A 6,890-nucleotide genomic window follows, 5' to 3' on the forward strand; every position below is an offset into this window, starting at 1 on the left:
GTGGCCGGAGTCACGGCAGATACGTGTTCGTGTACGTCTTGCTCACGTCGACCCGCGCCTTCGCGACGTCCTCATTGAAGCGGGCGAGGACCTTGTGCACGGCCTCGGCGCCGTCGGCCTGGATGCTGCCGTCCTTGGCGTAGGCGTCCTTGGCGTTCTGGATGGACCGGACGTACACCTCCGGGTCGTCGCCCGCGTATGAAGCGGGCATCTTGGCGGCGATGTCCTTCGCGGAGTGGCCGTCGATGTACTTCAGCGCCCGGACGATCGCGGCGGCCAGTGCCTTCGTCTCCTTGGTGTGGCCCTCGATCCAGTCGCGGGAGGAGTAGAGGACGGCGGCCGGATAGGTGGAGACGCCGTAGTCCTCCTGGACGGCCGCGCCGGTGCGGGTGTCGGTGAGGAGCTTGACCTTGTCCTCGCCGACGCGCTTTTGCAGCTGGGAGACCGAGGGGTCGACCATGACGGCCGCGTCGACCTCGCCGCGCTCCATGGCGGCGACGGCGGAGGCCCCGCCGCCGACGGTGACCGTGCTCGCGTCGTCCGTCTTGAGGCCGGCGCCGGTGAGGAGGTGCTTGAGGAAGAAGTCCGTCGACGAACCGGGCGCGGTCACCCCGACCTTGGCGCCCTTGAGGTCGGCGACGGCGTCGATCTTCTTGCCGGTCCTGGGGGAGACGGCGAGGACGAGCGACGGGTAGCGCAGCATGTTGACGAAGGCGACGTCGTCCTTCTTCTTGGCCTGCATCTGGATCGTGTGGTCGTAGTACCCGCTGACGACGTCGACGCTGCCGCCCTGGAACGCCTGGAGCGCCTTCGAGCCGCTGCCGAGGTCCTCCAGCTCGACCGAGAGGCCCTCGTCCTCGTAGTAGCCGAGCTGCTGGGCGAGGGTCGTGGGGAGGTAGACCAGCAGGGGCTGGCCGCCGACGCCTATCTTCACGGCCGAGGAGGCGGAGCCGCTGTCGCCGGCGCAGCCGGTGACGAGGAGGGCGAGGGCGGCGGCGGTCGCGCCGAGGAGGCGGTGTGGGGGGCGGGTCATGGTCGCTCTTTCCTGCTCATGTGGGGGGGGTCACTGCCCGGGGCCGTGCCCGGGCGCGGGCCGCCAGCGCAGCAGCCGCCGTTCGGCGCGGCCCACCAGGAAGTCGATGACGAGCACGAACGCCGACAGGACGGCCATGCCCGCGAAGACCCCGGTGGTGTCGAAGGTCCCCTCGGCCTGGGAGATCAGATATCCCATGCCTTCGGAGGAGCCCAGGTACTCGCCCACGACGGCGCCGACGATCGCGAAGCCGACGCTCACCCGGAGGCTGGAGAAGATCCAGGTCATGGCGCTGGGCAGCAGCACATGCCGGATCAGCCGGGCCTCTCCCGCACCGAGCATGCGCGCGTTGTCGACGATCACCCGGTCCACCTCGCGCACCCCCTGGTGCGTGTTGAAGAACACGATGAAGAACACCAGGGACACCCCGAACGCGACCTTCGACCAGATCCCGAGCCCGAACCAGAGCAGGAACACCGGCGCGAGCACCACCCGGGGCAGCGCGTTGAGCGCCTTGATGTACGGGTCGAGCACGGCGGCGAGCACCCGGGTCCGGGCGAGGAGAAAGCCGAGTACGAGGCCCAGGGCGCTGCCGATGACGAGGGCGAGGGCCGCTTCCAGCAGGGTGGTGCGCAGGTGGCGGTAGATGTCGTCGCCGCCGAACCACTCCCCCACCCGGCCCGCTATGTCGCTGGGGGCGCTGAAGAAGAAGGGGTCGATGGCGCCGGAGCGGCTGCCGAACTGCCAGCCGAGGAGGAGGACGAGGGCGAGGGAGAGCTGGGCGGCGAGGATGAGCAGGCGGCCCTTGGGATGCCTCGCGCGCCTGCGTGCGGGGTCAGTGGACACGCTGCTCATAGCTCTTCATCACCTCGCTGCGCAGATCCGCCCAGATCGCGTTGTAGATCTCGGTGAACGCGGAACTCGTCCTGATGTCCAGCAGGTTGCGCGGCCGGGGCAGCCCGACCGGGTACCGGCCGACGATGTGCGCGGCCGGGCCCGCCGACAGCAGCACGATCTCGTCGGAGAGGGAGATCGCCTCGTCGAGGTCGTGGGTGACGAACAGGACGGTCTTGCCGCTGCCGGTCCACAGCGACAGCAGTTCGCCGGCCATGACCTGCCGGGTCTGCGCGTCCAGGGCGCCGAACGGCTCGTCCATCAGCAGCAGTTCGGGCTCGCCGATCCAGATCTGGGCGAGCGCGGTGCGCCGGCGCATACCGCCGGAGAGCTGGTGCGGGTACGCCTTCTCGAAGCCGGCGAGCCCGACGCGGGCCACCCATTCGCGGGCGCGCGCGGTGCGCTCTTTCCTGCTCACGCCCGCCAGTTCGAGCCCGAAAGCGACGTTGTCGACGACCGTCCGCCACGGCAGCAGGCCGTCCTGCTGGAACAGGTAGCCGGCCCGCCGGTTGAGGCCGCTCAGCTGCTCGCCGTCGATGAGCACGTCACCCGAGGTGGGGGCGCGCAGCCCGGCCACGGTGTGCAGGAGGGTGGACTTGCCGCAGCCGGTGGGGCCGACGACCGAGACGAACCGTCCGGGTGCCACGCTCAGGTCGGCCCCGGCCACCGCCGTGTAGTCCCGGTCGTGCCCGGTGTAGGACACGGTCACGGACCTCAGTTCGACAGCCGGTTCCCGCTCAGCGGCCACAGCGCACCCTTCACGTGTTCCCCCCGGCGAATTTCGGTAACATTGTTACGGAAACTCTGTGCGGGGGCAACACCCGGCTTACCGTAAACCGTAAAGTTCAAGCACACCATTGCCGGCCTCTTGAACTACCCTTCCTGTACTGGCATTTCACCTCATGTCAGCTGAAGCGACTCCATGAACGCCACCGCCCGCCGGACGATCTCCGGCCACTCCCCCGCGCCGACCGTTGCAGCCGGAACGACATCGGAGCCGGCGCACACGGCCCGCGCCCCGGCGGCCAGGAAGCCGGCGGCGTTGCCGGGGTTCACCCCGCCGGACGCGACGAGCGCCGCCCCGGGATAGGGCCCGGCGAGATCCTTGAAGTAGCGCGGCCCGAAGGAGTGCGCCGGGAAGATCTTCACGGCGGCGGCCCCCAGGTCGAGCGCCCGGGCGACCTCGGTCGGTGTCAGCGCCCCCATGACGACGGGCGTCCCGGCCGCGGCGGCGACCTCGGCGACCTCCGCCCGGCACCCCGGCGTGACGAGGTACTCGGCCCCCGCCTCGATCGCCGCCTCGGCCTGCGCCGCCGTGAGCACGGTCCCCGCCCCGACCCGGCACCCGGCGACGGAGGCCGCCCGCCGCAGGTGCCCCGGCAGCCCGGGCGTCGTATAGGTGAACTCGACCCACCTGACGCCCCCTTCGAGCAGCGCGGCGCTCAGCGCGGCGGCGTCGGGGATCTCGGGCGCCCGGATCACCGCGATGACACGGTCCTCGGCCAGCTCCGCCAGAAAGCTCTGCATCAGAAGAACGTCCTTACCAGATCGACGACTTGAGGATTCGACGCGCCCGCGTCATCGAGCACCGGGATGAGATTCCATTTGTCGAACGCGGTACAGGGATGCGAGAGCCCCAGCCGTACGACGTCCCCGACCCGGACGTCCGCGTCGCGCAGGAAGGTGTGCTGGTCGTTGAGGGCGGTGACGCGGGCACCGGTCAACAGGCCGCCCCCGCGCACGAGTTGCGGCTCCGGCAGCCCCTCGTCGTACGGGAAGTCGCGCTTTCCCCCGTCGAGCAGGGCGAGTTCGGCGGAGGGGCGGGAGAGGACGCGGGCCCAGCCGTGCATGGCGCTGCGCAGGGTGGCGCGCAGCGGGGAGACCTCGCGGTAGTGGCCGTCGTCGTGGATCAGGTAGGCGCCCGAGCGCAGGAGGATGCGGGCGCCGCAGGCGCGGACAGGGGCCAACTCCCGTACCACCGTGTCGAAATGGGCGCTGCCGCCGGCGGTGACGACCGGTTCCGGGACCTCCAACAGGCCGTCCCTGTACAGCCGTTCGTGGAGGCGGGCCATCTCGCGCAGGTAGCTCTCGATGGCGGGGGCGGAGGGGAGGGCGCCTTCGTAGCCGCTCACCCCGGCCAGCCGCAGAGCCGGGGCCCGGTGGATCGCGCGGGCGACTTCCATTGCCTCGGCGGGAGTTCGGGCGCCGGTCCGGCCGCCGTCCGCGCCGAGTTCGACGCACACGTCCAGCGGGCGGCGGCCGGCGTAGGACGCGCGCAGCAGCTCGACCGTGCGGGGCGAGTCGGCCCAGCAGGTGAACTCGAACTCCGGGTCCCGGTCGAGTTCGGCCGCGATCCAGCGCAGGCCCGTCGGGTCGAGGAGGGCGTTGGCCAGGTGGATCCGGGTGACGCCGAAGGCGCGGGCCACGTGGACCTGGGCGAGGGTGGCGAGGGTGATCCCCCGTGCCCCGGCGTCGAGTTGGCGCCGCCAGAGGGCCGGGGCCATGGTCGTCTTGCCGTGCGGGGCGAGGTCCACGCCGGCCGCCGCGCACCATGCGGCCATCGTGCGCAGGTTGTGTTCCAGCGCGCCCGCGTCGAGGGTGAGCAGCGGGGTGCCGAGGTCGTCCGACGTCGGCTTGGTGGCGAGGAATTCGGCGGCCGTGCTGCCCCAGGCGTGCGCGGGGACGGCCTTGAACCGCCAGTCGAGCGGCTCCATCAGCCGACCACGGCCTGTGCGTCGATCTCCACCAGCATGACCTCGTGCGGGAGTTCGACGAAGACCGTCGTACGGCACGGCTTCGGCTGGCCCTCGGGGACGTGTTCGGCGATGAACTCGGCGTAGACCTCGTTCATCGCGGCGAAGTCGGCGCGGGTGGTGAGGTAGACGCGGAACATGACGACGTCGGCGACGCCGGCGCCGCCCGCTTCGAGGATCGCGCGGACGTTCTCCAGGGTGCGCCGGGTCTGTGACCTGACGTCGCCCTCGTGCACGTAGGCGCCGGTGGCCGGGTCTTGGGGGCCCTGGCCCGAGACCTGGAGGATGGGTCCCTTGCGGACGCCCTGGGAGAAGGCCCAGGCGGGGGCGGGGGCGCCTGCGGTGCGGATGGCTTCGTGCATCGTCGTGGCTCCTAGAGAGTGAGTGCGGACCAGGCCGCGTCGTCGAGGGTGAGGTGGGGGTCGAGGGTGGTGCGGGTCAGGGCCGGGGAGACGTCGGCGCGGGTGCCGAGGGTGGCGGCGGCGACCAGGTGGCCGAGGCGGAGGGCTTCGGCGGGGGTGCGGTCCTCCAGGAGGGCGGCGAGGTAGCCGGCGGCGAAGGCATCTCCGGCGCCCACCTGTTCCACGACGCGGGCGGCGGGGGCCGGGACGAACGCCGGGGCGGCGCCGGCGCCGTACGCCGTCGCGCCGTGGGCCGCGTCCTTCACCACCAGGGTGGGGCCGGGGATGAGGGCGCGGATCTCGGCGGGGGTCGTGGTGCCCCAGAGGGTCTCGGCCTCGTCGCGGCCGACGAAGACCAGGTCGGCGGCGCGGGCGAGGGCGAGGAGGGTGGGGGCGGGGTCGGTCTGCCAGAGGGCGGGGCGGTGGTTGACGTCGAAGGAGATGAGGGGGGTGGGGGCGGTGCGGCGGACGACGAGGTCTTCGACCAGGTCGGCGCAGCTCGTGGAGAGGGCGGGGGTGATGCCGGTGAGGTGCAGGACGCGGGCCTGCCGGAGCTCCGGGAGGCTCGCGAGGGAGCGGTTCATGGCGGTCGCGGCCGAGTCGCGGCGGTAGTAGTAGGTGCCGGTTCCCTCGGGGCCGGGGTCCTTGAAATAGACGCCAGTCGGACGGCTGGGGTCGGTCTCGGCGGACGTGACGTCGACGCCCCGGGCGGCGAGGTCGGTCAGGACGCGGTGGCCCAAGGGGTCGTCGCCGACGCGGCCGGGCCAGGCGCAGGGGTGGCCGAGGGCGGTGAGCGCGCAGGCGACGTTGGACTCGGCGCCGCCGACGGTGAGGGCGAGGTGGTTCTGATGGGAGAGGGGGCGGTCGTCCGGGGGGCTGAGCACGGCCATGGTCTCGCCTATGCAGACGACTTCGGGGCGGGGCACGGGGTCTCCTTCTGCGCTGCGGGTGCCGGTGGAGCGGGCCTCGGGCGGTGGTTCGCGGTTGCTCAGGTGTCGAGCACCCGGTGCAGGAACTGCTGCGTGCGCTGCTGCGCCGGGTTCCCGAACACCTCCTCGGGCGGCCCCTGTTCGAGGACGACCCCGCCGTCCATGAAGACGACGCGGTCCGCGGTGTCCTTGGCGAAGCGCATCTCGTGGGTGACGACGACCATGGTCATGCCGTCCTCGGCGAGGGAGCGCATGACGGAGGTGACCTCGCCGACGAGTTCGGGGTCGAGGGCGGAGGTCGGTTCGTCGAAGAACATGACCGCCGGGTCCATGGCGAGGGCGCGGGCGATGGCGACGCGCTGCTGCTGGCCGCCGGAGAGCTGGGCGGGGTAGCTGCCTGCCTTGTCGGCGAGCCCGACCCGGGCGAGCGCGGCCCGCCCCCGCTCCTCGGCCTCCGCCTTGCCGAGCCCCCGGACCTTCAGCAGGGCGAGGGTGACGTTGCCGAGGGCGGTCTTGTGCGGGAAGAGGTTGAACTGCTGGAAGACCATCCCGACGTGCCCGAAGATCTCGGCCGCGCGCCCCCGGTCGTGCAGCGGGACCCCGCCCACCCACACCTCCCCCGCGTCGGCGCGCTCCAGGTCGCACATGATGCGCAGCAGCGTCGACTTGCCGGAGCCGCTGGCGCCGATGAGGACGACGACCTCGCCCGGCGCGACGTCGATGTCGACGCCCTTGAGGACCTCCAGGTCCCCGAACTGCTTGCGGACGCCGGACACGGAGATCCGGGCGGCCGAGTCGGTGACGGTCATGCGGTCCTACCTTGTTCGTGGGTTAGACGGGCCGTCGTAAGGTCCAGAGGCCCAGAGACACCGGGTATGGC

8 protein-coding genes are annotated in these 6,890 nt (G+C 71.9%); all 8 read right to left on the reverse strand.

What is annotated here, in order from left to right; genetic code table 11:
* Positions 1-10 precede the first annotated feature (10 nt).
* The 8 genes from ACYUD3_RS38250 to ACYUD3_RS38285 all read right to left on the reverse strand — a co-directional run bounded on the left by ACYUD3_RS38250 (position 11) and on the right by ACYUD3_RS38285 (position 6,819).
* A complete protein-coding gene (locus tag ACYUD3_RS38250; protein ID WP_470981038.1) occupies positions 11-1,033 on the reverse strand; it encodes an ABC transporter substrate-binding protein in 1,023 nt (340 codons plus the stop codon).
* A 30-nt stretch (positions 1,034-1,063) separates the two neighbouring features.
* Positions 1,064-1,879: an ABC transporter permease gene (locus ACYUD3_RS38255; RefSeq protein WP_470981041.1), complete on the reverse strand. Its 816-nt coding sequence runs from the start codon at positions 1,877-1,879 to the stop codon at positions 1,064-1,066.
* A complete protein-coding gene (locus tag ACYUD3_RS38260; RefSeq protein ID WP_470981044.1) occupies positions 1,869-2,675 on the reverse strand; it encodes an ABC transporter ATP-binding protein in 807 nt (268 codons plus the stop codon). Before ACYUD3_RS38260 ends, ACYUD3_RS38255 begins: the two co-directional genes overlap by 11 nt.
* Positions 2,676-2,827: 152 nt before the next feature.
* On the reverse strand, positions 2,828-3,454 hold the full coding sequence (locus ACYUD3_RS38265) for a bifunctional 4-hydroxy-2-oxoglutarate aldolase/2-dehydro-3-deoxy-phosphogluconate aldolase (RefSeq protein WP_470981047.1): 627 nt from the start codon (positions 3,452-3,454) through the stop codon (positions 2,828-2,830).
* Positions 3,454-4,641, reverse strand: coding sequence for an alanine racemase (locus ACYUD3_RS38270; RefSeq protein ID WP_470981050.1), 1,188 nt, complete (start codon positions 4,639-4,641; stop codon positions 3,454-3,456). Before ACYUD3_RS38270 ends, ACYUD3_RS38265 begins: the two co-directional genes overlap by 1 nt.
* Positions 4,641-5,042 carry a RidA family protein gene (locus tag ACYUD3_RS38275; protein ID WP_470981052.1) on the reverse strand — a complete coding sequence of 134 codons (402 nt, stop codon included), beginning with the start codon at positions 5,040-5,042 and terminating at the stop codon, positions 4,641-4,643. Before ACYUD3_RS38275 ends, ACYUD3_RS38270 begins: the two co-directional genes overlap by 1 nt.
* A gap of 11 nt (positions 5,043-5,053) precedes the next feature.
* A complete protein-coding gene (locus ACYUD3_RS38280) occupies positions 5,054-6,007 on the reverse strand; it encodes a sugar kinase (protein ID WP_470981055.1) in 954 nt (317 codons plus the stop codon).
* 62 nt (positions 6,008-6,069) lie between these two features.
* A complete protein-coding gene (locus tag ACYUD3_RS38285) occupies positions 6,070-6,819 on the reverse strand; it encodes an amino acid ABC transporter ATP-binding protein (protein WP_470981058.1) in 750 nt (249 codons plus the stop codon).
* Positions 6,820-6,890: the final 71 nt, after the last annotated feature.

The sequence above is a fragment of the Streptomyces sp. AMJ-169 genome, assembly GCF_055597585.1.

What these genes read in the sequence shown, in the direction of transcription:
- ACYUD3_RS38275 (WP_470981052.1), bottom strand. Translation starts at nt 5,042, where the DNA reads ATGCACGAAGCCATCCGCACCGCAGGCGCCCCCGCCCCCGCCTGGGCC.
- ACYUD3_RS38250 (WP_470981038.1), bottom strand. Translation starts at nt 1,033, where the DNA reads ATGACCCGCCCCCCACACCGCCTCCTCGGCGCGACCGCCGCCGCCCTC.
- ACYUD3_RS38270 (WP_470981050.1), bottom strand. Translation starts at nt 4,641, where the DNA reads ATGGAGCCGCTCGACTGGCGGTTCAAGGCCGTCCCCGCGCACGCCTGG.
- ACYUD3_RS38285 (WP_470981058.1), bottom strand. Translation starts at nt 6,819, where the DNA reads ATGACCGTCACCGACTCGGCCGCCCGGATCTCCGTGTCCGGCGTCCGC.
- ACYUD3_RS38265 (WP_470981047.1), bottom strand. Translation starts at nt 3,454, where the DNA reads ATGCAGAGCTTTCTGGCGGAGCTGGCCGAGGACCGTGTCATCGCGGTG.